Below are 24,252 nucleotides of genomic sequence, written 5' to 3' on the forward strand. Positions count from 1 at the left end.
CGGTCCCCGACCCCAGGAGCCCCCATGCAGTCGCAGGAGCAGGAACCGGGTGCCCAGCCGATCGCGATCGTGGGCATGGCCTGCGCGTTCCCGGGCGCGAACAGCGTCCGGGAGTTCTGGCAGATGCAGCTCGACGGCACCGACGCCACCACCGACGTCCCCGCCGACCGGTTCCCCGTCGACGCCTACTACGACCCCCGGCCCCGCACGCCCGGCCGGATCGTCAGCCGCCGGGGCGGCTTCCTGCCCGGTATCCGGGAGTTCGACGCGCAGTTCTTCGGCGTCTCCGGCCGCGAGGCGAATCACATGGACCCGCAGCAGCGGCTGCTCCTCCAGACCGCCGCGACCGCCGTGCAGGACGCCGGCCTCACCATGGAGTCGCTCGCCGGGAGCCGTACCGCCGTCGTGGTGGGGCAGCGGACCGTCGACTACTGGGACGTCCTGCGCGCGGCCGGGGCGCTGGACATCTACGCCAACACCGGCACCGCGCGCAGCGTGCTGTCCGGTCGGCTGTCGTACTTCTTCGACCTGCGGGGCCCGAGTACGTCCGTCGACACGGCATGCTCCTCGTCGCTCGTGGCCGTGCACCAGGCGTGCGCCGCGCTGCGCACCGGCGAGGCAGGACTCGCTCTGGCCGCCGGGGTCAACCTCGTCCTCACGCCGGAGGAGAGCATCACGTTCTCCCAGGCGGACATGCTCTCCGCCGACGGCCGCTGCAAGTTCGGCGCACACGACGCCGACGGTTTCGTACGCAGCGACGGTGTCGGCGTCGTCGTCCTCAAGCCGCTCGCGCGGGCCGAGGCGGACGGTGACCACATCCACGCGGTCATCCACGGCTCGGCGGTCGAGAACGAGGGCCGCGGCAGCGGATACCTGATGGCCCCTTCCGAGAGCGGCCAGATCGACACGATGCGGCGCGCCTGCCTGCGGGCGGGCGTCGACCCCCGGTCGGTCGGCTTCGTCGAGGCGCACGGCACCGGCACACCCGCGGGCGACCCCATCGAACTGCGGGCCCTGGACGCGGTCTACGGCACCGGCGCGGGCCGCCCGGCGACCGATCCCCTGCTGGTCGGCTCGGTGAAGACGAACATCGGCCACACCGAGGCGGCGGCCGGCATCGCGGCGCTCATCAAGGCGGCGCTGTGCCTCGGGCACGGGGTCGTCCCGCCCAGCCTGCACAGCGCCCGGCTGACCGACGCGGTGGACTGGGACCGTACCGCGCTGGAGATCCCGCAGACGGCCCGCACATGGGGAGGCGGCGGACTGCCCCGGTACGCGGCCGTCAGCTCGTTCGGCATCTCCGGCACCAACGCCCACGTCGTCCTCGGCGAGCACCGCCGCGCTGCGCCGCCGGCCCCCGCCGGGCCGCGGCCGTACCTGCTCGCCCTGTCGGCGCGCAGCCCGGCCGCGCTGCGGGAACTCTCCGGCGCCTGGGCGGACTTCCTCGGGCCGCAGGGAGAGGGACACGCGCACGCGCTGCGCGACGTCAGCTTCAGCGCGCTGACCCGGAGCACCCACCACCGCCACCGCCTGACCGTGCTCGCCCACGACCACGACCAGGTGGTGCGGCAGCTGCGGACGGGCCGGCCGGTCGTCGCCGCCCGGCCCGCGGACCGGTGGAAGACCGTGTTCGTCTTCCCCGGCCAGGGCTCGCAGTGGTCCGGCATGGGGCGCCGGCTGCTGCGCGCGTCCACCGCCTTCAGGGCGGCGGTCGAGGAGTGCGACCTGCACGTACGCGCCGAGCGCGGCTGGTCGGTACTCGAACGGCTGGAGGCCGAAGACGCCGCGGACGGGCCGATCGACGTGGTGCAGCCGCTCCTGTGGGCGGTCGAGGTGGGTCTCGCGGCGCTCTGGCGCTCGTGGGGCGTAGCCCCTGCGGTCGTGATCGGCCACAGCATGGGGGAAGTGGCCGCCGCCTGCGCCGCGGGCGCGCTCACCACGGCGGACGGCGCCGCGGTGATCTGCCGTCGCAGCAGCCTGCTCAGGAAGGTCGCCGGCACCGGGTCCATGGCCGCGGTCGACCTTCCCGCGGACGAGGTGCGGCACCTACTGGCCGACGTACCGGACGTCGACGTCGCCGTGAGCAACGCGCCACGGCGCACCATCGTCTCCGGCCGCACACCCGCCGTCGAGAAGCTCCTCGCCGACCTGGCCGAACGGGACGTCCCCGGCAAGCTCGTCAAGGTGGACGTCGCCTCGCACAGCAGCCAGGTCGACCCGCTGCTGGAGGAGCTGCGCGCCGAACTGGACGGCATCCGGCCCCGCACGGGACAGGTGCCGCTGCGCTCGACGGTGACCGGCGAACTCCTGACCGGGGAGGAGCTGGACGCCGGCTACTGGGTGCGCAACCTGCGCGACGAGGTGCTCTTCCACGCGGCCGTCGAGGCCGAACTGGCAGGTTCGGCCGCGGCGGCGTTCGTCGAGATCAGCCCGCACCCGATCCTCGCCGCCGCGGTGAAGGACTGCCTGCCCGACGAGCGCTCGCACGACCAGGTCGTCCCGTCACTGCTGCGCGGCACCGACGACCTGTCCGCGCTGCTGACCTCCGCCGGTCAACTCCACCAGGCAGGCCACCCGGTGCGGCTCGACGCCCTGTTCGACGCGCCGGCCGCGTACGTGCCGCTGCCCGGGTACCCCTGGCAGCGTGCCGAGTTCTGGCCGGAGCCGGCGACAGGCCCGGCGAGCCTGCCGCCGGCTCCGGGCGGGCATCCGCTGCTGGGCGCGCACACCGCGCTCGACGGCGGCGCGCACCGGTGGGAGGGCCCCGTCGACCTCGCGCGCAACGCGTACCTGCTTGACCACCAGGTGCAGGGCCTCGTCATCCTGCCCGGCACCGCCTACCTCGAACTCGCGCTGGCCGCCGCGGCCGGGGCCGTCGGCACCGCGGTCGCCGTCGGCAACGTCCGCTACGAGAAGGCCCTCTTCTTCACCGCCGAGGACCCGCCGCTCCTCCGCGTGACGCTGACGCCCGACGAGCCGCGGTGGGCCTTCGAGGTCGCCTCCCGGGACGGTACGGGCTGGACCGTGCACGCCCGCGCCCTGGTCGAGGCGGAGCCCGCGGGCACCCGCGTCATCGAAGGCCCCGAGGACACACGGGCGCAAATCGTCTCCCGCCTGCACGAACACCTCACCGGCGACGCCTTCTACCGCAGGTTCGCCGCTCGCGGCAACGACTGGTACGGCGTCTTCCAGGGCGTCAGGCAGGTCTGGCGCGGCGACGAGGAGGCGCTGTCCGAGGTCGTGACCCCGGCCGGCCTCGACACCCGCGAGCCCCATCACGCCCACCCCGCCGTGCTCGACGCCTGCGGACAGGCGCTCGCGGCGACCCTCCCCGACACGGCGGTCCCCGGCGACGAGCACGCCTTCATCCTCGGCTCGATCGAGCGGTTCCGCCTGCACGGGCCGCTGACCGGGACCCTGCACAACCACATCGTGCGACGCGGGCTGACGGCCGGGGAATGCAGCGGCGACATCGCCGTACGAGACGAACAGGGCGCTCTGCTGGCGGAGTTCCGCGGCCTGCGCATCCGCAGGCTGCTGCCGCCGGAACCCTCAGGACCGTCGGACCAGTGGCTGTACGAGCCGCGGTGGACGCCTGCCGTCGCGCCATCGGCGCCATCGGCGCCATCCGCACCGGCCACCGGTGCCTGGCTGGTGTTCGAGGACGAGGAGCTCGGGCCGCGCCTCGCGCCTGCCGGCGGCGAGCGGATCAGCGTGCGGCCCGGTGAGCGCTACGAGCACACCGCCGACGGCGGCTACCGCATCGACCCGTCGCGCTTCGACGACTACGCCCGGCTCCTGCACGAGACCGGACGTGACCACCCGGGCGGAGTCGCCGTCGTGGTGAACCTGTGGGGCATGCGGGCGTCCCGGCCGGACGCGACGGTACCGCTGGGGCTCGGCAGCGCGCTGCTGCTGTCCCGTGCGCTGTCCGTCATGCGGCCTGACGGGCCGCTCCCGCGGCTCGTGCTGGTCACCCGCGGCGCCGAGACGGTCACCGGCGCGGACCCCGCGCCCGACCCGGAGCAGTACGCGGTATGGGGCTTCGGACGTACCGCCGCGAGTGAGCTGCCCTCGGTCCCGCACACGCTCGTCGACCTGGACCCGGCCGCCGGCGGCACAAGTCAACTGGGGGCGCTCGCACGCGAGATCGCGGACGGCGACCCGGACGAGGACCAGATCGCCCTGCGCGCCGGAACCCGGTACGTCCTCCGGCTGCGGCGCCCCGCACCGGCGGCCGGCGCCCGCGGCGACGCCGGGGCCGTCGAGATCGTGCCCGCCGGCGACCAGGGGCTCGCCCCGGTGCGCAGAGCGGTGCAGGCGCGTCCCCCCGGGCGCGACGAGGTCCTGATCACCGCCTCGTACAGCGGCGTCGGCCACCGGGACGTGCTGCGTGCCACCGGGGCCCTCACGGGCGAGGGCGACGAGGGGCGGCTCGGCCGGGAGACCGCCGGGATCGTCGCGGCCCTCGGCGCCGACGTACGGGGGCTGGAGGTCGGGGACCGGGTCGTCGCCCTCGCCCGTCCGGGGCTGGCCACGCGCGTCGTCGCGAACCGCCACCTGACGCGCCGGGTCCCCGACGGCCTCGGCCTCGCCGACGCCGCCACCGTGCCCGTCGCCCATCTGACCGCCTGGTACGGGCTCGTCGAACTGGCCGGGCTGAAGGCGGGCGAGAAGGTCCTCGTCCACTCGGCCACCGGCGGTGTGGGACTCGCCGCGATCCAGGTGGCCCGGTGGCGGGGCGCCGAGATCTACGCCACCGCCGGCAGCGACCGGCGCCGGGCGCTCCTGCGGGCGATGGGCATCGCCCATGTGGGCGACTCACGGGGCGACTTCGCCGGTCCGCTGCTCGCCGCGACCCGCGGCACGGGAATGGACGTCATCCTCAACTCCCTGACCGGGGAGGCCGCTCAGCAGAGCCGGCGCATGCTCGCCCCGCGCGGGCGGTACGTGGATCTGGCCGCGCGGGACGGTGCGGACGGGTACACGGGCCCGGCCGGCCCCTCGCGTGGCGGGTCGTTCCACGCCCTGGACACCGACGCGCTGTGCCGCGAGGACCCCGAGCGGGCCGGGGCGTTGCTCGAACGTGTCCTGCGGCTGATCGCCGCGGGCGAGCTGGCGCCCCTGCCCGCAGAGATCCGACCGATGGACGCCGTCGGTTCGGCCTTGCAGGACGTGGGCGCGGCCCGGCACATCGGCAAGCTGCTCATCGACCTGCGGACCGCCCCCGCCGAGCCGGTTCGGCCCGCGCCGATCCGGCTGCGCGCGGACGCCACCTATCTCGTGACCGGCGGCGCCGGCGGCATAGGCTCCGAACTGGCCCGCTGGCTCGTCACGCGCGGCGCCAAGCACCTGCTGCTCACCGGCCGTTCCCTGCCCGGCTCCGACTCGGCGTCCGGGCGCCACGTCGCTGAGTTGGTGGGGGAGTTGCGGGGGCGGAACGTCGAGGTGCAGTACGCACCCGTGGACGCGGCCGACGAGCGGTCCATGGGCAGGCTGGTCGAGCACCGCCGCGCCGCAGGACGGCCGGCGGTCCGTGGTGTCTTCCACACCGCGGGCGTCTTCCTGTACCGGACGATCGGCGAGACCACTCTGCGGGAGCTGCAAGCAGTACTGCGGCCGAAGCTGGACGGCGCGCGCGTCCTCGACCGGCTCTTTGACGAGGGCCTCGACCACTTCGTGCTGTTCTCCTCGGGGAACGCCCTGCTGGGCTCTCCCCAGGTCGCGGCGGGCGCCGCCGCCAACGCGTGCCTCGACGCCGTCGCCCGGGGCCGCCGCCGCAGGGGCCGTACCGCGCTCTCGGTCAACTGGGGATTCTGGACGGGCCGCGGCATGGCGGCGAAGGCCGGCGCGGAGCTGGGCCGCGACCTCGTGCCACGCGGGATGTCGGGATTCACTCCGGCCGCCGGATTCGCCGTGCTCGACCCCCTCATGGCCACGAACGCCGGGGACACGGTGGTCATGCCGGTCGACTGGCCGCGGTGGCGCGGCGCCTACCCGAACGCCGCCGCGTCGCCGTTCCTGCGGGACGTCGTCGACGAGGACGCGCCGGCGGCCGTCACCCCAGAAGCCCGCGCGCCCCGGCCGGAGCCCCCGTCGGCCCCGCGGAGCCCGGAGCACACGCCGAGCCGGGGGCCCACGCCGAGCCCGGAGCCCACGCCGGTTCCGCAGTCCACGGCGGTTCCGGTGACCGGAACGGCGGGAGCGGCGTCGCCCGAGGCGGACCCCGCGAGGGAGTTCCTGGACCGGGTCGCCGCCGTCCTGCGCGTGGAGCCCGCCCATCTCGACCCGGACCGCGATCTGACCAGCCAGGGGCTCGACTCGCTGATGGCGGCGCAGCTCAGGCAGGAGGTGCGCCGCTCGCACGGAACGCTGCTGCCCATCGGCAGGATCCTCAGCCGGACCACCCTCGCCGAACTCGCGGAGCTGCTGGCGACCGGCGGCTGAGAGCCGCGGCTCACGGCCCCGCGGGTGCGTGCTACTCGGTGTCGGCGGGACGCGGGGCCAGGTTGGTCGACCACTTCTCCTCGATGCGGCCGTAGCGCCAGACGAGCAGGGCGATGAACCAGGAGACGAAGAAGAGGCCGACGATGCCGTAGCCGGCGTAGTCGAGGTTGATGTCCGCGATCGCGGCGAGCGGTCCCGAGGTGATGTTGGCCTGGTCGGTGAGAACGCCGATCAGTTCGATGGTGCCGATGATCAGGGCGACCGCCACCGAGATGGTGGTGATGGTGATGTTGTAGAACACCTTGCGCACCGGCTTGGCGAACGCCCAGCCGTAGGCGGCGTTCATGAACACGCCGTCGATGGTGTCCATGAGGCACATGCCCGCGGCGAACAGGATCGGCAGGACGAGGATGGAGTAGAACGGCAGGCTGAAGGCGGCGGCTCCGCCGGCCAGGACGAGCAGCCCGACCTCCGTGGCGGTGTCGAAGCCCAGGCCGAACAGGACGCCCACGGGGTAGATGTGCCACGCCTTGCGCACGGACTTGGTGAGGCCGCCCAGGAAACGGTTCATCAGGCCGCGCTTGTTGAGCTGGTCCTCAAGCTCCTGCTCGTCGAAGTGGCCCTGCCGCATCCTGCGGAAGATCTTGATGATGCCGACGAGGACGGCGAGGTTGAGGATGCCGAGGATCCACAGGAACACGCCGGAGACCGAGGCACCGATGATGCCGGTCGCGGAGTGCAGGCTCGAGTTGTCGTTCTCGACCTGCCCGACGAGCGCCTTCACGCCGATGGAGAGCAGGAAGGAGAGTGCGAAGACGATCGTGGAGTGACCGAGGGAGAACCAGAAGCCGACCGACAGCGGCCTGCGCTCCAGCGCCTGTCCGCGCGCCTCACGCTCGGCGTTGTCGCTCATGAGCTTGCGTGTCGTGTTGTCGACGGCGGCGATGTGGTCCGCGTCGAAGGCATGCCGCAGGCCGAACGTGTAGGCGAGGATGCCCACGCCGATGTTGAAGACCGGGTGATCGCCGCCCAGGTGGTAGTGCTTCGGCACCACGAGCCCGAACAGCACCCCGAACCCCGCGACGTGCAGCAGGACGATGAACCCCACCATGCCGACGAGGGACCGCCGGTCGTACGGCGTCAGTGACCGCCGAAACGCTCCCAGGCGTTCACCCAGTGACGGCGGTGCTGCTATGTCGGCACTCAAGGAGTCTCTCCCGAAGTCGATGTACCAGTGCAAACAGCGTGACGTTAATCCGCCGGGCGGCCTTGTCGCAAGTCAGTTGCAACAAGAAGCAGGACCTGTGAGCCGCTAGGTGTAGTTGCTGTTTGCGTGCAATTGCATATCATTCGCAGTAAGAACCGCGGAGGGGTCGCTCAGCCATGGCCATCTACACGCTTCCGGAACTCCCGTACGACTACACGGCGCTCGAGCCGGTCATCGACCCGGAGATCGTCGAGCTGCACCACGACAAGCACCACGCCGCCTACGTCAAGGGCGCCAACGACACCCTGGAGCAGCTCGAAGAGGCCCGGGACAAGGGCTCGTGGGGGTCGATCAACGGTTTGGAGAAGAACCTCGCGTTCCACCTCTCCGGCCACATCCTGCACTCGATCTACTGGCACAACATGTCCGGTGTCGGTGGCGGCGAGCCTCTCGCGGCGGACGGCGTGGGCGAGCTGAGCGACGCGATCGCGGAGTCCTTCGGCTCGTTCGCCGGATTCAAGGCGCAGCTGACGAAGGCGGCGGCGACCACGCAGGGCTCGGGCTGGGGGGCCCTGGCCCACGAGCCGGTCAGCGGGCGGCTGATCGTCGAGCAGATCTACGACCACCAGGGCAACGTCGGGCAGGGCTCCGTGCCGATCCTGGTGTTCGACGCCTGGGAGCACGCCTTCTACCTGCAGTACAAGAACCAGAAGGTCGACTTCATCGAGGCGATGTGGGACGTCGTCGACTGGCAGGACGTGGCCAAGCGCTACGCGGCCGCCAAGGAGCGCGCCGGCACGCTGCTTCTCGCCCCCTGACCGGGGCCGTTCTGCCCCTGGGGGCGGGCGCCGTGGCCGTTACCCGGCCGCGGCGTCGCGTGCCCGCTGATAGTGGCGGCGCGCCTTCATGCGGTTGCCGCAGACGGCCATCGAGCACCAGCGCGCCTTGTTCGGCTTGCTGCGGTCGATGAGGAACAGCCGGCACTCCGGGTTGGCGCAGGGCCTCAGCCGGCCGGGCATCGACTGCCGCACCGTGTTCCATGCCAGCACGGCCTCCACCGCCAGCCGGCCGCCGGCGGGCACGTCGAGTTCCCAGGACACGCCCTCGCCGGTGACGGCCGGGCGTGCGGCCACGCCCTCCAGGAGCGGTTCCAGTGCGGTGGCGGGCCGGCTGCCGCGCACCACCTCCTGGAGGACGTCCCGCGCGCGCACGAGGCTGCGGCGCTCGTCGGCGCTCCCGCTGCCGCCGTGCGCGCGCTGCCAGGACGCCGCCTCCCCGGGATCCACCAGCGAGTCCGCGGCCACGCCGCCCGACACCGGTGTGCTGTTGAGAAGGTCGAGCAGGAGGTCCTGCCGTCCCCGATCGGTCACCACCACGCTCCTAACCGTGAACATCCGCTTGACAGGTTACCTGAACATGTCCCGCGGTGGATGGCGTCCTCCGGGCGATCCGGTCACACGAGCGGCTCGCCGCCGTCGACGGCCAGCGAGACGCCGGTCAGGAAGGTGCTGGTCATGGCGAAGACGACGGCCTCGGCGACGTCCTGCGCCGTGCCGATGCGACGGGCCGGGTTGCGCGCCGAGCGGTCGGCGAACAGGGCAGCCTTCCTCTCCTCGCCCAGGGCGTCGTACGCGCCGGTGTCGATGGTGCCGGGGGAGACGGCGTTCACCCGGACCGGCGCCAGCTCGACGGCGAGGGCCTTCGCGACCACGTCGGCGGCGCCGTTGGTGGCCGCCACCGCCAGCATGCCCGGCGTCGGCTTGATGGCCGACGAGCCGGAGAAGAGAGTGAGCGAGCCGCCCGCCCGGAAGCGGTCCTTGAAGTGCTTCGCGAGGAGCATCGGGCCGATCACCTTCGTGTCGAAGGAGACGCGGACGGTCTCCTGGTCGAGCACGTCCACCGTGCCCCTCGCCCGCGCGGACGCCGTCGACACGATGTGGTCGATCTTCTCGATGCGGCCGGCCAGTTCGGCGATCGACCGCTCGTCCGTGAGATCGACGGCCTCCGCCGTGAAGCCGGTGCCGGTGTAGGCCCTCGCGAGGCCGTCCCCGTCGCGTCCGGCGACGACGAGCCGGGCGCCGGCGTCACGGGCCGCCAGTGCGACGGCCCGGGCGATTCCGCTTCCGCGGCCGATGACGAGGACGGTCCTGCCTTCGAGCCTCCCCGGCATGCTGGTCCCGCTCATCGCCCGGCCTCGATCTCGTGCACGGCTTCCAAAATCAGGTCGCTCACCAGCTCCGCCGCGGTCAGGAGCGGCGCATGGTCCGTGTCCAGGGACCGCGCGGAGGCACGCATGCGGTCGGCCATGAACCGCTGAGCGGCCCGCGGGATCATGCGATCGCGTTCCGCCAGGAAGTACCACGACGGCCGCGTCCGCCAGGCGGGCGCTCCCACCGCTGTGGTGATGCTCCCGATCGCGATCGGCCGCTGCACGGCCGCCAGGACGGCGTGCTCCTCCGGGGGCGCGTCCTGCGCGGACGCCTTGCCGAAGGCCGCTTCCGGCAGCCACACCAGGCCGTCGCCGTCGGGCTCGAGGTCCGGTGCCTCCGGGTGTGGCGGCTCGCGGTAGAAGACGTCCGCGACCGTCTCGCCCTCGTCAGGGGCCAGGGCTGCCACGTGGACGAGCCCGCTGACCTTCTCCGGTGCGACGGAGCCGATGACGGCCCCGGCATAGGCGTGCCCGACGAGCAGGGCCGGTGTGCCGACGCGTTCCAGCGTCCTGTCCAGCGCCGTCACGTCGTCGGCGAGTGAGGTCAGCGGGAGAGGCGCGGCGGTGGCCTTGACCCCGTGCTCGCGCAGCGACCGGATGACCCGGCTCCAGCTCGATCCGTCCGCCCACGCGCCGTGTGCCAGCACTACCGGGGTCATGTGGGCTGTCTCGTTGGTGCTCATGTCGTCTTCCCCGTCTTCCCCGTCCTGGTCGTCAGCGGGCGAGCCTGCGGTCCAGGAACCCGGTGATGAGGCCGGCCGCCTCGTCGAGCGCGCTCTCCAGGAGGAAGTGGCCGCCTTCGAGCAGGTGGATCTCCGCGTCGGGCAGGTCGCGGCCGAACGCCTCGGCGCCCGCGGGGCCGAAGATGGGGTCGCCCTTGCCCCAGACCGCCAGCAGCGGGGGCTGCTTCTCGCGGAAGTAGGAGTGCAGCGCCGGGTACTGCGGGGCGTTGGTCGCGTAGTCGCGGAACAACTTGAGCTGGATCTCGTCGTTGCCCGGCCGGGAGATCAGCTGGAAGTCGTGGTGCCAGGTGTCCGGGCTCACCAGGGTCTCGTCCGCGACGCCGGTGAGGTACTGCCACTTGGTGACGTCGAGGCTGAGCGCCGCGCGGATGGCCCCCTCGGTCTCGGGCGTCTGCTCGCGCTGGTAGTCCCAGACCGTCTTCCAGAAGGACTCGACGAAGCCGTCGTCGTAGCCGTTGCCGCTCTGGGTGACGATCGCGGTGATCGCGCCGGGTTCCGCCACGGCCAGGCGCCAGCCGATCGGGGCGCCGTAGTCCTGCACGTAGAGGGCATAGCGGTCGACGCCGAGCTGCTGGAGCAGCCCCTTCGTCAGGTCGCTCAGCGCGTCGAAGGTGTAGTCGAACTCCGCGGCCGGCGGTGCGTCGGAGAACCCGAAGCCGAGGTGGTCGGGTGCGATGACGTGGTAGCGCTCCGCGAGGACGGGGATCAGGCCGCGGAACATGAACGAGCTGGTCGGGAAGCCGTGCAGGAGCACGATGGCCGGGGCGTCCGCGTCTCCGGCCTCGCGGTAGAAGATCTGGTGCCCCTGCACGGTCGCATAGCGGTGGTGTACGGCAGTCATGTCTAACCCCTTTGAGTTCGTTTACTGGTTACAGCTAACCATCACGGAGCCAACCTTTCAACCCGGCCGAAGGGGTTAGTTATGTGTGGGTGTGTTCGGGTACCACGTGGCCCGGGCAGGAAACCGGCCCGGGCCACGTGCCGGCGGCCGGCCGGTCAGCCGGTGATCTCGCCCGGTGCGGGCGCGGGTGCGGCCGGCGCCGAGGCGTCCGCGCCCCAGCTCGCCAGCAGGCGGAGCGCGTCGGCCGACTTCGAGCCCGGTTCCGCGTGGAAGAGCAGCATGGTCTGCTCGGGGTCGTCGGGCAGCGTCACCGTCTCGTACGACAGCTCGAGCTCGCCGACCAGTGGATGGTTCAGCACCTTCGTGCCGTACCCCTTGTCACGGACCTCGTGGGCCGCCCAGAGCCTGCGGAACGCCTCACTCTTCACCGACAACTCGCCTACCAGGGCGGACAGTTCCGGGTCGTCCGCGCAGTAGCCCGCGTACACGCGCAACGCGCTCGCCGTCTCCGACGCCTTCGTCTCCCAGTCCGCGAAGAGGGTGCGCATCGCCGGGTCGAGGAAGATGAGACGGGCGTAGTTGCGGTGTTTCTCCGGGACCGCCCCGAAGTCGTGGAACACCGCGGCGGCCAGCCTGTTCCAGGCGAGGATGTCCGTACGGTGGCCGACGACGTACGCGGGCACGAGCTCCATCGACTCGAGGAGGGCGCGCAGCGCCGGCCGCAGCACCTGGGCCCTCGCCTGGTGCTTCTTCCCGCCGTGCCGCTTGGGCTTGGCCAGGTGGAGCAGGTGCTGGTGCTCGGCGTCGCTGAGCCGCAGGGCCCGGGCGATCGCGTCCAGCACGTCGGCCGACACGTTGTGCGCGTTGCCCTGTTCCAGGCGCGTGTAGTAGGCGACGGACACCCCGGCCAGCTGCGCCAGCTCCTCCCTGCGCAGCCCTGGCACCCTGCGGTGCCTGCCGAGGTCGGGCAGGCCCACGTCGAGGGGTTTCAGCCGGGCTCGCCTCGTGTGCAGGAACTCGCTCAGCTCGGCCTTCGGGTCGAGGGGCCTGCGCTCGTGCTGGTCGTCCATGGCTTCCAGTATGGGCCGGACGCGCCGGCTGGACGTACGCAGGAGGTGGGGCGTGACCCGGCGCGGCGGCACGTGAGGAACCGCACGTCCTGGGCGGCCCGTACCAGCTCAGAGCGGGAATACGCGGGATCGCGCGGGGCTCTGACCGCCGTATTCCCGCGGCGTACCTCTGAGCCTGCGCCCGCTGGTGGTACGCACAGTGGACGTACGAAAACGGGTGGTCTGGGCGTGCGCCGACGGATCCGGCACGGTGGAACGCGGCCTTCCGCAACCGTGGACGGCCACCGCGAACCCGATCATCTGGAGAATCCCAGGCATGACCAGCCTCACGGCAGTCCCCGCCTACGCGGCCCCCGCGCCCAAGGCGCCGCTGGAGCGCACCACCATCGAGCGCCGCCCGGTGGGCGAGCACGACATCCTCATCGACATCAAGTTCTCTGGCATCTGCCACTCGGACATCCACCAGGCCCGCGAGGGCTGGGGCGACGCGATCTTCCCGATGGTTCCGGGCCACGAGATCGCCGGCGTCGTCGCCGAGGTCGGTGCCGGCGTCACCCGCTACGCCGTCGGCGACCGGGTCGGCGTCGGCTGCTTCGTGGACTCCTGCCGCCACTGCGAGTACTGCGAGCAGGGGCTCGAGCAGTACTGCGTCGAGGGCATGGTGGCCACGTACAACGGCCGTGACAAGAACGGCGACCCCACCTACGGCGGTTACTCCACGCACCTCGTCGTCGACGAGGGCTACGCGGTCCGCATCCCGGACGGCCTCGCCCTCGACGTGGCCGCGCCGCTGCTGTGCGCCGGCATCACGACGTACTCGCCGCTGCGGCACTGGAACGCGGGCCCGGGCAAGCGCGTCGCCGTGGTCGGCCTCGGCGGTCTCGGCCACATGGCCGTCAAGCTCGCCCACGCGATGGGCGCCGAGGTCACCGTCCTCAGCCAGTCGCTGCGCAAGAAGGACGACGGGCTGCGGCTCGGCGCCGACCGTTACTACGCGACCGCCGACGAGTCCACGTTCACCGAGCTGCGCGGGCAGTTCGACCTCATCGTGTCGACCGTCTCCGCGCCGCTGCCGATCGACGCCTACCTGGGCCTGCTGAAGGTGGACGGCGCCTTCGTCAATGTGGGCGCCCCGGAGGAGCCGAACTCCGTCAACATGTTCTCGCTCATCCAGGGCCGCAAGACCCTGGCGGGATCCGCCATCGGCGGCATCCCCCAGACCCAGGAGATGCTGGACTTCTGCGCCGAGCACGGCATCGGCGCGGAGATCGAGCTGATCCGCGCCGACGAGATCAACGACGCGTACGAGCGTGTCGTCGGCAGCGACGTCCGCTACCGCTTCGTGATCGACACCGCGACCATCTGAGCACGCCGGAGGTCACCGGCCGCGCGACTCCTCGTGCGGCCGGTGGCCTTCCGCCGTTTCCGGCAGGGCGGGCAGGCCCCGCCCCTCGATGTCCACCGCCGGCAGGATCCGGGCCAGCCACTTCGGCAGCCACCAGCCGGCCCGTCCCACCAGGCTGAGCACGGCGGGGACGAGCGTCAGCCGTACCACGAACGCGTCGACGAGGACGCCGAACGCCAGGGCGAAGGCGATCGGCTTGACGATGGCGTCGTCCAGCGTCACGAACCCGGCGAAGACGGCGATCATGATCAGCGCCGCCGCCGTGACCACGCGGAACGCGCCGGGCGCGCCGCGCCTGATGGCCTCTCGCGGGTCGCGTCCGTGCGCGTACTCCTCGTGGATGCCCGCGACGACGAACACCTCGTAGTCCATGGCGAGACCGAACAGCACCGCCATGAGGATCACGGGCAGGAAGCTGACCACGGGGCCCGTCCTCGTCACCCCGATCAGGTCGGAGAGCCAGCCCCACTGGAAGACGGCGACCACGGCGCCGAACGACGCCGCCACCGACAGCAGGAACCCGGCGGTCGCCTTGACGGGCACGACGATCGAGCGGAACACGATCAGCAGGATGATCAGGCAGAGGCCGACGACGACCGCGGCGAACGGCACGAGGGACGCGCTGAGCTTGCTGGACACGTCCACGTTGACGGCGGTGGTGCCCGTCACCGCGAGCGAGACCCCCGAGCGGGCCCGCACGCCGTCCGCGTAGTCGCGCACCCGGTGCACGAGGTCCTCGGTGCCCTTGGCGTCCGGCGCCGTGGTGGGCACGAGCTGCAGCACCGAGTCCGTCTTCGACGAGGTCGGCTGCGGCGGGGTGACGGCGGCGACGCCCGGCAGCTTCTTCAGGTCGGAGGCCGCCTTGGAGAGCTCGGCCTTGGCGCCCTTGCCCCCGCCCTTGGCGTTTGAGGTGTCGGCGAGGATGAGCAGCGGCCCGTTGAAGCCGGGCCCGAACGCCCGCGACACCGCGTCGTACGCCTCGCGCTGCGTGGAGCCCTGCGGCGCGGAGCCGTTGTCCGGCAGGGCGAGTTGCAGCTCACGTGCCGGGATCGCCACGACGACGAGCGCCGCGACGCCCGCGAGCACCGTCAGCAGCGGCCTGCGGGTGGTGGCCCTGATCCACCTCGCGCCCATCGCGGGCCGCGGGCTCTTCTCACGGCGGGCCGCGCGCGAATGCGGCTTCGGTGTGAGGCGGCTGCCCGCGAAGCCGAGCAGCGCGGGCAGCAGCGTGGTGGCCGCGAGGACCGCCACGACGACGGTCACCGCGCCGCTCAGACCCATGACGGTGAGGAACGGGATGCCGACCACGCTGAGCCCGGCGAGCGCCACGACCACCGTGAGCCCGGCGAAGGCGACCGCACTGCCCGCCGTGCCGAGGGCGCGCGCCGCGGACTCCTCCACGTCCGTCCCGCGTGCGAGCTGCGTACGGTGCCTGGACAGGATGAAGAGCGTGTAGTCGATCCCGACGGCGAGCCCCAGCATCACGGCCAGGGTGATGGCCGTGGACGAGATCGTGAAGACATGGGCGAGGAGCATCAGGCCCGACAGCGACACGGCGAGCCCGCCGATGGCCGTGAGCAGCGGCATGCCGGCCGCGAGCAGGGACCCGAACGTGATCACGAGCACGACGAGGGCCACCACGACGCCGATCACCTCGGTCGCGCCGATCTGTACGCCGTGGCTGCCGAATACGGCGCCACCGGCGTGCACGGTCAGCCCGGCGTCCGAGGCCGGCCGCGTCGACGCCTCCAGGGCGTCCACGCTGCCCGGCCGCACGTCGGGTCCGGTGACCGCGTACTGGACCTGGGCGAGCGCCGTGCGGCCGTCACGCGTGACGGTCCCGGCCTTCTTCGGGGAGATCACCGCACCCACCTGCGGCGCGTGGGCGGCGTCATGCAGCGTCTCCTGGATCGCGGCCGCGTAGCGCCGCTCGGTCACCTTGTGCCCCGGGGGCGCGGTGAAGACGATCTGCCCGCTCACCCCGCCCGCCGCGGGCTCGACCGCACGCAGCCGGTCGAGTGCCTGCTGGGACTGCGAGCCGGGGATCGAGAACTGGTCGTCGAGCGAGCTGCCCGCCAGCGAGAAGCCCGCGACCACCGCCGCCAGCGCGGCCAGCCACAGCGAGAGCACGAGGCGTCGGCGGCGGAAGGAAAAGCGTCCGAGACGGTAGAGAAGACTCGCCATGCTGGCTCTCCGAGGGTGCGCGGGCGGGGGCGACGCGGCATGTCATGCCTGACATCCGTCCTCACGCTAGCATCCGTGTCAGGTCTGACATCCAGCGGCATGTCAGACCTGACATGCGCCCTGGGGAGGCCGTGATCGGCATGGGAGACTGTCGGCGTGACGGATGCGGAACGGCCCGGCGGCCGCGAGACGACGCGAGCCAGGATCCTCGCCACGGCCCTGCGCCTCTTCGGCGAGGGGGGCTTCGAGGCGACGACCATGCGCCAGATCGCGGACGCCTGCCGGGTCACCGAACGCACCGTCTACCGTTACTTCCCCTTCAAGGACGACCTGGTGCTCGCGGAGGTCCGCGGGCTGATCCCGCTGCTGCGCGACCTGACGGCGGGGCGCCCGGCGGCCGAGCGTCCCTTCACCGCGGTGTGGCGTGCGCTGCGCACGCTGAAGGAAGAGCACCCGCACGTCATGGGGCTGCTCGTGCGGGACATGGGGGAGCGGCTGCTCGACAGGTCGAGCCCCGGCATGCAGCGCATGGTCGAGGAGTTCTGCGACGGCGTCGCGCAGGGGCTCGCCGGCCGGCTCGACGGCCGCATGACGCCGACCGCGTGCGTGCTCGCGGAGCCGGGAGCGGCCGCACCCGAGCCGGATCCCGCGTTCCGCGCGCGGGTACTGGCCTCCACCGCGATCTCGCCGATGCTCTCCGCACTCAAGGCGTGCGTCGAGCTTCCCGTGGAACAGCGGACCGAGGAGCGGGTGAACGCGCTGCTCGACGAGGCGTACACGGCCCTCGGGGACGGCTGACGCCGGCGCGGACGCGTGCGCGCGGCGACTACCCGTCCTCGCCGCGCCTCAGCCCCACGAGCATCCGGTCGAGCACCGTGCCGGCCTCCTCGCGGGCCCGCTCCTGGTCACGAGACCTGGCGATGTAGAGGCTCGCCTCCGAGATCAGGGCGCTCAGCATCCGTGTCAGCGGCCGCAGCGGGAGCGGGTCGATCCGGCCCTCGGCCGCCGCCTGCGACAGCACCTCTTCGAGCAGTACGTAACCGTGCTGCTCGACCAGCGCGTCCCACGCGCTGTGGCCGAGCACGGCCGGGCCCTCGATGAGCACGATCCGCTGGAAATCGGGGTCCGCGCACGCGTCGAGGAAGGACTGGAACCCGGTGCGCAGCAGACTCCAGGTGTCCTCCTGATGCTCGGCCGCCGCCCGCCGCGTCTCCTGCTCGATCAGCCGCTCGGCCATCTCCTTGGCGCACTGCTCCATGACCGCCGCGAACAGGTCGGCCTTGTCGCGGAAGTGGTGGTAGAGCGCGCCGCGCGTCACCCGGGCGGCGGAGACGATGTCCTCCGTCCCGGTCGCCGCGTACCCGCGGCTCGCGAAGAGGGTGCGCGCGGCATCGAGCAGGGCCCCGCGCGTGTCGGCGACGTGGTCGGCCCTGCGGCTCGACACGGACTTTGGCTGAGCTGGCATGGCTTCATTCTGTCCCATACAGTCTGTATGTTGTAGGCATCGTGTATGCGGGGGATCCGTAAATACGGGTAGACACACGGGACGCGTCCGCGACGGGGCACCAGAGCTCCGTGGGAACGGAGAAGCAAGCCATGGCACTACCGCTCAACCTGACCGTCAAAATGGGCAGCCACCTCGTCAAGCAGAAGGTGAAGCGGCGGGAGAAGTACCCCCTCATCGTCGAGATCGAACCGCTGTTCGCCTGCAACCTCGCGTGCAACGGCTGCGGCAAGATCCAGCACCCCGCGGGCGTGCTCAAGCAGCGCATGCCCGTGGCCCAGGCCATCGGGGCGGTCGAGGAGTGCGGCGCGCCCATGGTGTCGCTGGCCGGCGGCGAGCCGCTGATGCACCCGCAGATCGACAAGATCACCGAGGAGCTGCTCAAGCGCGGCAAGTTCGTGGTGCTGTGCACCAACGCCGTACTGCTGCCCAAGCACCTCCACAAGTTCACCCCCCACCGCAACTTCGCCTGGATGGTCCACATCGACGGCATGCGGGAGCGGCACGACGAGTCGGTGAGCAAGGAAGGCGTCTTCGACCAGGCCGTGGAGGCGATCAGGCAGGCCAAGGCGGCCGGCTTCGCCGTCTACACGAACTCGACGTTCTTCAACACCGACACCCCCGAGGACATCATCGAGGTGCTCGACTACCTCAATGACGAGCTGAAGGTCGACCGCCTGGAGATCTCGCCGGCCTACGCCTACGAGAAGGCGCCCGACCAGGACCACTTCCTCGGTGTCGAGCAGACGCGCGAGGTGTTCCGCAAGGCGTTCGCCGACGGCAGGCGCAAGAGGTGGCGTCTCAACCACTCGGAGCTGTTCCTCGACTTCCTCGAGGGCAAGGCCGACTTCGAGTGCACCCCGTGGGGCGTCCCGTCCTACTCGCTGTTCGGCTGGCAGAAGCCCTGCTACCTGATGAGCGACGGCTACGCCAAGACCTACCAGGAGCTCCTGGACGACACCGACTGGGACAAGTACGGCCGCGGCAAGGACCCGCGCTGCGACAACTGCATGGCCCACTGCGGGTACGAGCCGACCGCCGTGCTCGCCACGATGGGCTCGCTCAAGCAGTCGCTGCGGGCGGTCACGGGCTGACGCGCCCGCCACCGGCCGCTGCGGATGCGGGATCGCGCGGCGGCGTGGATGGTGGTGGGTAGTACGTCCCGAGTGAGGAGCCAGCCATGTCGATGCTCGACAAACTCAAGGGCATGATGAAGGGCCACGAGGACACTGCCGCCAAGGGAGTGGACAAGGCGGGGGACGCCGTCGACAAGAAGACCGGCAACAAGTACCAGAGCCAGGTCGACTCCGCGCAGAAGAAGATGGACGAGCAGCTCGGCGGCCAGGCCACGCCGGGTGACGACAACCCGCCCCGCGGCTGACCGCGGGCCCTTCGCCTTCGGCAGACGCCGGTGTGCGCCGCACGGATCCGTGCGGCGCACACCGGCGTCGTCTGCGTTGCCGGCCGGCTGTAGAGCCGGCCGGTTCGTTCACGCCTACGTCAGTTGCGGGTGGCGGTCGAGGGCGACCCGCACCAGGGCCGCCGCGAACCGCGCCGGGTCGTCACCCGCCAGAGCGGCGAGCTTCTTCGTGTCCTTCGGCAGCCCCACCTTGCCGGCGCCCTGCCGCGCCTTCTCGTCCAGGTACGGCGCGGCCTCGGGCCACACGTCCTGCACCTCGCGCAGGAAGATGTCGGCGCCCACCGGGCCGATCCCTGGCATCTGCTGAAGCAGGCGGCGCAGCTCCGCGCGATCGCCCGAGGTCTCGTCACGCAGCCGCCTCAGATCGCCGTGATAGCGCTCCAGCAGCAGTTCCGCGCCGTCCCCGAGCTGGGTGGCGGTCCGCTCGTCGTAGCGCCGGTAGCCGCCCTCGCCGAGCGCGTCCACGCGCTGCTGCCAGGTGGCGTCCGCCATCGCGCGCGGGCTGCGCAGACCCGCGTCCGCGAGAGCGCGAGCCGCCGACACGGCGATGCCGCTGCTGATCCGCGCGCTGAGCAGCAGCGACAGCACCAGCAGCCGGTAGAGCGGCTGCGGTGTGTCGCGCAACGTGATGCCCGCCTCGTCGCTGTAGGTCGTGCCGTACGCGTCGAGCAGCTTGCCGACCGTGCCGGCCGGGCCCTTCGTCTTCCCCGCCACGTGTGCCTCCCTCAGTTGCGTCCGCCGGCCTCTCCCGGCCAGGCCCCGGTGGCGCGTTCGACCGCCTTGGCGCCCGAACGGTCCACCGCGCTGCGGACGGCGGCGAGGATCGCGCCCTGCACGGCCGCCGCGATCACGATCTCGGCCCAGCCGCGGTCGCGGTCCAGGGCGTCGGGCGCGTCGTCCTCGTGACGCACCGCCTTCCACGCCGCCCTGAACACCTTCCCGGCCACCATCCCGCCGGCCCAGCCCATCAGGAACCCGAGGGGCTTGTACGCCAACGGCAGTTTCGGCTTCTTCTTCGCCTTCTTGGTCTTGGTCACACCGCACGGGTGCCCCGCGGTGCGCGGGGCACACAGCGGCGCGGGGGAGTGGCACCGCCCGATCCCGAGGCAGGTGACGCGGCACACCGGGTACACGTCCGGAGCAACCCCGCTCCCGCCCCGGGCCCCGAGCGCCGAGAGTGGGAGGGAAGCGATCCGACGTCCCGTACCCGACATCCTGGAGCCACCTGATGAAGCGCCCCACCCACCGCGACCACAGGGACCTCGGCCTGCTCGCCCTGCGGCTCGGCACCGGAGCCGTGCTCGCCGCGCACGGCACCCAGAAGCTGTTCGGCTGGTTCGGCGGCGGAGGGCTCGACGTCACCGCGAAGGCCATGGACGCGATGGGCTTCAGGCCCGGCGACCGCAGCGCGCTCGCGGCCGGGTGCGGCGAGGCCGGCGGCGGCGCGCTGATCGCGCTCGGGCTCGCCACCCCCGCGGCGGGCGCCGTTGCGGCGGGCGCCATGGCGGGCGCGGCGGCCGTGCACGCACCGAACGGGTTCTTCTCCACGTCGGGCGGGCTCGAGTACCCGGGCTTCCTCGGCTGGTCCGCCGCCTGCCTCGGACTGACGGGCGCGGGCCGCTACTCGCTCGACCACGTGACGCAGCACCGGCTCGACCGGACATGGATGGTGCCGGTGGCCTTCGCCGCGAGCGGTCTCGTCACCGCGTGCGTGATCCGCAAGCGCACCCAGAGCCTCGCCCGGGCCACCGAGGCGGCGCAGACGGACGGCGCGGACGGAGCGGACGGCGACGGCGCCACGGACGGCCCCGGCCAGGCCTGACAGCGCGGGACATCGCGAGGGCCCGACCGGACGCGCCCGAGCGGTCACGCCCGATCGGGCTGGATCCTGCGTGGGCGCCGCCGCGCTGGGCACGCGCACTGGGAGACAGTGGAGAAGACGTCCCCCGCTGGGGGCCGTCCCGTGTTTGGAGGTCCGACATGACCAGTCCGCACCCCGACCCGGTGCCTCCCACCCCCACCCCCACGCCAGGCCCGCCAGGACCGGAGCCGGGCCCCGCACCGGGACCCGCGCCCGGGCCCACGCCCGTACCGCCGTCGCCCGTTCCCTCGCCCGACCCGGTACCCAAGCCGCCGGGCCCCGACCCCGTGCCTGAACCCGAACCGGCACCGGGACCGCTGCACTGAGACCCGGCCCCCCCGCCCCGGGCGGCGCAGGCCCGGGGCGGGGGCACCCGCGAGCAAACGGGTGGTTCAGCTCTCGACTTCGTCCTGTGGCCGTGGTGAGGCGGGCCGCGGCGTACGGAGACGACGGCTCGTGCCGCGCCGCTGCGAGTTGATCATTTCGCAGACGGGGGCGATGTCCAGAGGGACGCCCTTGGTCTCGTCGCCGATGACGGTGAAGTGCGGGTCGGTGGGGGTGCAGGCCGGCCAGGGGGTGCCGTCCGGATTGCGGGGCGTGCCGGTGCGGGCGAACTCGGTCCAGGCGTGCTGGATGGTGTCGCTGATGTGCACGTCTGTGGCGTCGTAGTCGTCGCCGGCGGTGAGGAGGCCGAACAGGTACGGGATCTCCGCGCTGTGCCTGGCGAGCAGCCCGGAGCGGCGGGCGCCCGGCGAGACGCGGGCGAAGCGGTAGTTGTAGGCGGTGCGGCCGTCCAGGGTGGCGTAGCGCTGGTAGGAGGCCAGGGCGGGTTCGTGCCACACGCCGGTGGTGTCCAGTTCGCACAGTGCCTCGTACGGGGTGAGCCCGCGGGTGCTGAAGTGGGCGAGTATGTCGTCTGCGCGCGCGCCGCCGATGGCTTTGGCCATGTTGGCCAGGGTCGAGACGGTGTAGACGTCGGCCGGGTCGAGGGAGGACTGGGACTTGTGCCCGTACAGGCCGGTGGGGGTGTGGAAGAGGCGAGCCTCGTCCTGGGTGCAGCCGAACATGATCGGCACGCCGTCCGCCCAGCCGGAGAAGTCCTCGGTCATCACCTCCCCGTCGGCGACCGGGTACCAGACCAGGTTCGCGGGCGTGTGCACCTGGCCGGGCGGTGGGATGACACCGGCCTCGGCGAAGGAGGCTGCGCGTACCTGTTCGGCGGGCAGGCGACGCAGCCGGGCGAAGTCGCTGCTGCCCAGGTGGCGGAACATGTTCTCGGTGGCCTTCGTGGCGCGTTCGTGGCTGGGGGAGTCGACGACGGCGTAGTCCTCGTAGCCGGCGCTCTGGATGACCGCGCGGTGGAACAGGCCGCGCGCGGAGGGGGTGCACAGCAGGGCGCGAGAGGCGGCGCCGCCGGCGGACTGGCCGAAGACGGTGACGTTGTCCGGGTCGCCGCCGAAGGCGGTGATGTTGCCGCGTACCCATCTTAGGGCCGCTACCCAGTCCTGGAGGCCGAAGTTGCATCCCACCTCGGGGTGGGCGAGGAATCCGAAGGCGCCCAGGCGGTAGTTGAGGGACACCATGACCACGCCGCGCTTGGCGAGTTGCTGCCCGGACCACAGGGGCATCGCGGAGGAGCCGTTGAGGAAGCCGCCGCCGTGGATCCACACCATGACCGGCAGGCGGGCGCCTGGGGCCGGGTCGGCGGACCACACGTTCAGGTTCAGGCAGTCCTCGCTTTCCGGGGAGCCGGGGTCGAAACCGGTGTGGACGCTCTGGATGGCGCTGTTCCCGAATACGGTCGCATCGCGGACACCGTCCCACGCGGCCACAGGCGCCGGAGGGGCCCAGCGCAGGTCGCCGACGGGCGGGGCGGCGTAGGGGATGCCGAGGAAGCTGTGGACGCCGTCGTGTTCGGCGCCCACGAGCGATCCGTGCTCGATGCGTACGGTGTTGCTCATGGGGATTCCTTGATGGATGGGGGACAGCGCCGGTGTGAAGGGCGGTCAGGCGGCCGGTGTTGCGTCGACCATGGTGCCGATGAGGAGGCGGGGCTGTCGGAACGGTTGCTCCAACCGTGGTTGGTAGGCGCCCGCGTCGTTGGCGGCGGCGTGTTCGGCGAACGCGCGCAGCGAGTAGCCGGCCGCGCTGTGCTCGCTGTCGAGCCGGGCCAGGGCGTGGTGGCGGGTGAAGCACCGCATGCCCACAGGGGCGGCCTTCTGGTCGAGCAGGTCCAGCAGGCTTCCCTTGCCGGTCATGGGGAGGTTCCTCGTCTCGGCTGGTGCAGCGGCGGGTTGCGGGGCCCGTCCCGCCGGATGCAGGAACGAGCCGTCCTCACGGGCGAGGGCAATCAAAAAGAAACGATCGTTTCCGCAACGCTTCGACCGTAGGCCCGTCTCCCTGCATAACGCAAGTCACCGTTTCCGTTTAGGATGCGGTCATGCCCCGGCTCAGCGATGAAACCCGCGCCCGACGGCGCCACCACGTCCTCACCAGCGCCTGGCGCTGCTTCTCCGAGAACGGCTTCCACGCCACCTCGATGGACGAGGTGATCGCCGCGACCGGCATGTCCTCCAGCGCGGTGTACCGGTACTTCCGCAGCAAGGAAGAACTGATCGACGCCACTGCCGAGGAAGGCATCACCCGGGTCCGCGACATCTTCGTGCGCCTGCTGACCTGCACCCCTACCCCCACGCCCGGGCAGACACTGGAAACCATCGTCGGCGAACTGCGCAGCCGCACCAGCAACCCCGAGTACGACCTGTCGAAACTCGCCGTCCAGACCTGGGCCGAGGCCCTGCGCAACCCCGCCCTGCGCGACCACACCCGCGACCTCTACGCCGAAACCAGTGCATGTATCACCGAACTCGCCGAACGCTGGCGGGCTGAGGGCCACCTGCCACCCGACAGCGATCCCGCAGCGACCGCGGCCACGGTGTTCACCCTCATGCACGGGCTGATCGTGTGCCATCACCTGGCTCCTGATGTTCTCGTCGACCAACTCGGACCCGGGCTCACTGCCCTTGGCTCCGCGCTCGTCCCGCTGCAGCGGCACACCCCGTAACTGCCTGGCCCCACTCAGGGTGGTCGCGGAGGTGGGTGTGGTGTACATGTTCACGAAGCTGGTCACGGCGGGTGTGGCGGGATTGGGTGGGGGCATACGGCTCGCCGGAGGTTGATAACTATGGTTCCCCTGCTGCTTGTTCTGCTTCTCATCGTGATTCTGGCCGGTGCGGGCTTCGCCCTGAAGATCCTGTGGTGGATCGCGATCGCGGTTCTCGTCATCTGGCTGCTCGGATTCCTCGTCCGCCCCGCCGCGTCCGGCGGAAAGCGGAGCCGCTGGTACCGCTGGTAGGACGTG

The 24,252-nt window shown here is 71.9% G+C and carries 21 protein-coding genes; 9 read left to right on the plus strand and 12 right to left on the minus strand.

Features of this window, described 5'->3' with window-relative positions; all coding sequences use genetic code 11:
* The first annotated feature begins 24 nt into the window (after positions 1 to 24).
* Positions 25 to 6,447: a type I polyketide synthase gene (locus JFN87_RS02665; RefSeq protein ID WP_209338189.1), complete on the plus strand. Its 6,423-nt coding sequence runs from the start codon at positions 25 to 27 to the stop codon at positions 6,445 to 6,447.
* 31 nt (positions 6,448 to 6,478) lie between these two features.
* Here JFN87_RS02665 and nicT read toward each other — a convergent pair whose 3' ends face one another.
* Entirely contained in the window at positions 6,479 to 7,654 is a 1,176-nt protein-coding gene (gene nicT / locus JFN87_RS02670) for a Nickel transporter NicT (protein ID WP_372449167.1), read from the minus strand.
* Positions 7,655 to 7,830: 176 nt separating this feature from the next.
* Here nicT and JFN87_RS02675 point away from each other — a divergent pair, with 176 nt between their 5' ends.
* Positions 7,831 to 8,472, plus strand: coding sequence for a superoxide dismutase (locus JFN87_RS02675; protein WP_209338190.1), 642 nt, complete (start codon positions 7,831 to 7,833; stop codon positions 8,470 to 8,472).
* A 39-nt stretch (positions 8,473 to 8,511) separates the two neighbouring features.
* On the opposite strand, the gene JFN87_RS02680 is transcribed toward JFN87_RS02675, so the two are convergent.
* The 5 genes from JFN87_RS02680 to JFN87_RS02700 form a co-directional block, all read right to left on the minus strand.
* Complete coding sequence (locus JFN87_RS02680) at positions 8,512 to 9,048, minus strand: CGNR zinc finger domain-containing protein (RefSeq protein WP_209338191.1); 537 nt, start codon at positions 9,046 to 9,048, stop codon at positions 8,512 to 8,514.
* A 59-nt stretch (positions 9,049 to 9,107) separates the two neighbouring features.
* Positions 9,108 to 9,839, minus strand: coding sequence for an SDR family oxidoreductase (locus JFN87_RS02685; RefSeq protein WP_245178624.1), 732 nt, complete (start codon positions 9,837 to 9,839; stop codon positions 9,108 to 9,110).
* The gene (locus JFN87_RS02690) at positions 9,836 to 10,546 is read right to left on the minus strand and encodes an alpha/beta fold hydrolase (protein ID WP_209338192.1); all 711 of its coding nucleotides are present in this window, start codon (positions 10,544 to 10,546) and stop codon (positions 9,836 to 9,838) included. Before JFN87_RS02690 ends, JFN87_RS02685 begins: the two co-directional genes overlap by 4 nt.
* 31 nt (positions 10,547 to 10,577) lie before the next feature.
* On the minus strand, positions 10,578 to 11,447 hold the full coding sequence (locus tag JFN87_RS02695; RefSeq protein WP_209338193.1) for an alpha/beta fold hydrolase: 870 nt from the start codon (positions 11,445 to 11,447) through the stop codon (positions 10,578 to 10,580).
* A 155-nt stretch (positions 11,448 to 11,602) separates the two neighbouring features.
* On the minus strand, positions 11,603 to 12,517 hold the full coding sequence (locus tag JFN87_RS02700) for a helix-turn-helix domain-containing protein (protein WP_209338194.1): 915 nt from the start codon (positions 12,515 to 12,517) through the stop codon (positions 11,603 to 11,605).
* A gap of 316 nt (positions 12,518 to 12,833) precedes the next feature.
* On the opposite strand from JFN87_RS02700, the gene JFN87_RS02705 reads away from it, so the two are divergent.
* Complete coding sequence (locus JFN87_RS02705) at positions 12,834 to 13,883, plus strand: NAD(P)-dependent alcohol dehydrogenase (protein WP_209338195.1); 1,050 nt, start codon at positions 12,834 to 12,836, stop codon at positions 13,881 to 13,883.
* Positions 13,884 to 13,895: 12 nt separating this feature from the next.
* On the opposite strand, the gene JFN87_RS02710 is transcribed toward JFN87_RS02705, so the two are convergent.
* Entirely contained in the window at positions 13,896 to 16,106 is a 2,211-nt protein-coding gene (locus JFN87_RS02710; protein WP_209338196.1) for an MMPL family transporter, read from the minus strand.
* 156 nt (positions 16,107 to 16,262) lie between these two features.
* Here JFN87_RS02710 and JFN87_RS02715 point away from each other — a divergent pair, with 156 nt between their 5' ends.
* Positions 16,263 to 16,904: a TetR/AcrR family transcriptional regulator gene (locus JFN87_RS02715; protein ID WP_209338197.1), complete on the plus strand. Its 642-nt coding sequence runs from the start codon at positions 16,263 to 16,265 to the stop codon at positions 16,902 to 16,904.
* 28 nt (positions 16,905 to 16,932) lie between these two features.
* On the opposite strand, the gene JFN87_RS02720 is transcribed toward JFN87_RS02715, so the two are convergent.
* Positions 16,933 to 17,571 (minus strand): TetR/AcrR family transcriptional regulator, encoded by a 639-nt coding sequence (locus tag JFN87_RS02720; protein ID WP_209338198.1) that lies wholly within the window; start codon positions 17,569 to 17,571, stop codon positions 16,933 to 16,935.
* Positions 17,572 to 17,702: 131 nt separating this feature from the next.
* On the opposite strand from JFN87_RS02720, the gene hpnH reads away from it, so the two are divergent.
* Positions 17,703 to 18,704, plus strand: a complete 1,002-nt coding sequence (gene hpnH, locus JFN87_RS02725) for an adenosyl-hopene transferase HpnH (RefSeq protein WP_209338199.1) — start codon at positions 17,703 to 17,705, stop codon at positions 18,702 to 18,704.
* Positions 18,705 to 18,790: 86 nt separating this feature from the next.
* On the plus strand, positions 18,791 to 18,991 hold the full coding sequence (locus JFN87_RS02730) for an antitoxin (protein WP_209338200.1): 201 nt from the start codon (positions 18,791 to 18,793) through the stop codon (positions 18,989 to 18,991).
* A gap of 114 nt (positions 18,992 to 19,105) precedes the next feature.
* Here the strand turns inward: JFN87_RS02730 and JFN87_RS02735 are convergent, their stop codons facing one another.
* Together JFN87_RS02735 and JFN87_RS33405 are read right to left on the minus strand one after the other, a co-directional pair.
* Positions 19,106 to 19,744, minus strand: a complete 639-nt coding sequence (locus JFN87_RS02735) for an HhH-GDP family DNA glycosylase (protein WP_209338201.1) — start codon at positions 19,742 to 19,744, stop codon at positions 19,106 to 19,108.
* 11 nt (positions 19,745 to 19,755) lie between these two features.
* On the minus strand, positions 19,756 to 19,998 hold the full coding sequence (locus JFN87_RS33405; RefSeq protein WP_245178635.1) for a DUF4235 domain-containing protein: 243 nt from the start codon (positions 19,996 to 19,998) through the stop codon (positions 19,756 to 19,758).
* Between the two features lie 260 nt (positions 19,999 to 20,258).
* Here JFN87_RS33405 and JFN87_RS02745 point away from each other — a divergent pair, with 260 nt between their 5' ends.
* A complete protein-coding gene (locus JFN87_RS02745) occupies positions 20,259 to 20,852 on the plus strand; it encodes a DoxX family protein (RefSeq protein ID WP_209338203.1) in 594 nt (197 codons plus the stop codon).
* Positions 20,853 to 21,283: 431 nt separating this feature from the next.
* On the opposite strand, the gene JFN87_RS02750 is transcribed toward JFN87_RS02745, so the two are convergent.
* Together JFN87_RS02750 and JFN87_RS02755 are read right to left on the minus strand one after the other, a co-directional pair.
* A complete protein-coding gene (locus JFN87_RS02750) occupies positions 21,284 to 22,852 on the minus strand; it encodes a carboxylesterase/lipase family protein (RefSeq protein ID WP_209338204.1) in 1,569 nt (522 codons plus the stop codon).
* A gap of 45 nt (positions 22,853 to 22,897) precedes the next feature.
* Positions 22,898 to 23,149 (minus strand): hypothetical protein, encoded by a 252-nt coding sequence (locus JFN87_RS02755; RefSeq protein ID WP_209338205.1) that lies wholly within the window; start codon positions 23,147 to 23,149, stop codon positions 22,898 to 22,900.
* 182 nt (positions 23,150 to 23,331) lie between these two features.
* Here JFN87_RS02755 and JFN87_RS02760 point away from each other — a divergent pair, with 182 nt between their 5' ends.
* Both JFN87_RS02760 and JFN87_RS02765 read left to right on the plus strand, forming a co-directional pair.
* The gene (locus JFN87_RS02760) at positions 23,332 to 23,955 is read left to right on the plus strand and encodes a TetR/AcrR family transcriptional regulator (RefSeq protein WP_209338206.1); all 624 of its coding nucleotides are present in this window, start codon (positions 23,332 to 23,334) and stop codon (positions 23,953 to 23,955) included.
* A 120-nt stretch (positions 23,956 to 24,075) separates the two neighbouring features.
* A complete protein-coding gene (locus JFN87_RS02765) occupies positions 24,076 to 24,246 on the plus strand; it encodes a hydrophobic protein (protein ID WP_209338207.1) in 171 nt (56 codons plus the stop codon).
* Positions 24,247 to 24,252: the final 6 nt, after the last annotated feature.

The sequence above is a fragment of the Streptomyces montanisoli genome, from assembly GCF_017813245.1.
Taxonomy (GTDB): Bacteria; Actinomycetota; Actinomycetes; order Streptomycetales; family Streptomycetaceae; genus Streptomyces; species Streptomyces montanisoli.